The 1,468-nt window shown below is 65.3% G+C and carries 2 protein-coding genes; both read left to right on the top strand.

Going from position 1 to position 1,468, the window contains the following annotated elements; translation table 11 throughout:
• The first annotated feature begins 179 nt into the window (after window positions 1-179).
• Window positions 180-1,121 (top strand): DMT family transporter, encoded by a 942-nt coding sequence (locus JHD07_RS09580; protein WP_291621390.1) that lies wholly within the window; start codon window positions 180-182, stop codon window positions 1,119-1,121.
• Window positions 1,122-1,181: 60 nt separating this feature from the next.
• The coding region (locus JHD07_RS09575; protein ID WP_291621388.1) for an alcohol dehydrogenase catalytic domain-containing protein at window positions 1,182-1,468 on the top strand (287 nt) is incomplete at its 3' end.

Genomic DNA, 1,468 nt, shown 5'->3' with positions numbered 1-1,468 from the left:
TTGCAATATTAACGGAGTATTGACGCGCGCGGCGGCTCGCGCATATCGGCATCCTGTTTTCGGAAGTTGTGAACGGGGCGCATTTGTCGTTTTTTACGACCGTTCTCGATTCGCATTTTGCCCGGGTTCCCACCGTGACACCGCCGCCCGCCGCAGCCGCAAGGCTCGACAGTATTCCCATGCCCGCGCCGGAGAAGAAGCAGCAGGCGCGCCGCGCGCCCGCGCGCGTCGATCATCCCTTCAAGGGCATCGCGCTGATCCTGCTCTCGACGATTTTTCTCGGCTGCTCCGACACCACCGCGAAGTATCTTTCGGCCAGCCTGCCTTCGATCGAGATCACCTGGATCCGTTTCCTCACCTTCACGCTGCTGTTCACGCCGGTGATGCTCCCCGCGTCGCCTTTCTATGCGATGCGCACCAAGCGTCCCGGCCTGCACGTGATGCGCGGCGCGGCGCTGCTCGGCTCCTCGCTGTTCTTCATCACGGGCCTCGGGTTCCTGCCGATCGCGGAAGCCTCCGCCACCGGCTTCGTCGCGCCGCTGTTCGTCACGGCGCTTTCGATCGTCTTCCTCGGCGAGAAGGTCGGCATGCGCCGCTGGATCGCCACTGCGCTCGGCCTCATCGGCGTGCTGATCATCCTCCGCCCGGGCACCAGCGCATTTCACCCCGCCGCGGTCTTTCCGTTGATCTCGGCGGCATGCTGGGCCGGCACGCTGATCCTGACGCGCATGATGAGCGGACGGGAAGCCGTCGTCACCACCATGGCGTATTCCTCGCTCACCGGCCTTGTGATCCTGACCGTGCTGGTGCCGTTCGTCTGGGTCACGCCGTCCTGGACCGCGATCGCGCTCGGCATTTTCATCGGCGTCGCCTCGACCGCGGGCCAGTGGATCGTCGTGCTGGCCTATCGTTACGGCGATGCCTCCGTGCTGGCGCCGTTCTCCTATACGCAGCTGCTCTGGGTCAGCATTCTCGGGTACTTCATCTTCAGCGAGGTGCCCGATGTCTTCACCATCACCGGCGCGGCCTTCATCGTCGCCAGCGGCCTCTACATCGCCCATCGTGAGCGCGTCCGCCGCGCCCAGCTGCTGGTGCTCGAGGAGCGTTCCCCGAACGCCTGACGCAAGTTCGCTCCTCGTGCTTCGTGGTATCAGCGCTCCAAACAAGATGGGAGGAGCCGGATGCGCGCCGCGATTTTCAGGAATGGTGAGATCGTCGTCGACCGGATGGCCGACCCGACGCCGGGCCCGGGCCAGGTGCTGGTCAAGACGCTCGCCTGCGGCATCTGCGGCTCCGACCTGCACGCGCGCCAGCACGCCCCTCGCATGGTGGAGATGGCACGGAAGGTCGGACGCAAGCCGATGGACCTCTCCCGCGACGTCGTGTTCGGCCACGAGTTCTGCTGCGAGATCGTCGATTTTGGTCCGGGCACCGAACGCAAGCTCCGGCCTGGCACACGCGTCTGCTC

Source organism: Bradyrhizobium sp. (assembly GCF_016462955.1).
Classification (GTDB): Bacteria; Pseudomonadota; Alphaproteobacteria; order Rhizobiales; family Xanthobacteraceae; genus Bradyrhizobium.
The sequence above is the reverse complement of the archived record's forward strand: the minus strand, read 5'-3'. Positions and strand labels throughout refer to the sequence as shown.

Bases quoted from the DNA above. Each gene is read 5' to 3' on its own strand.
- JHD07_RS09580 (WP_291621390.1), top strand. From the start codon at position 180: ATGCCCGCGCCGGAGAAGAAGCAGCAGGCGCGCCGCGCGCCCGCGCGC.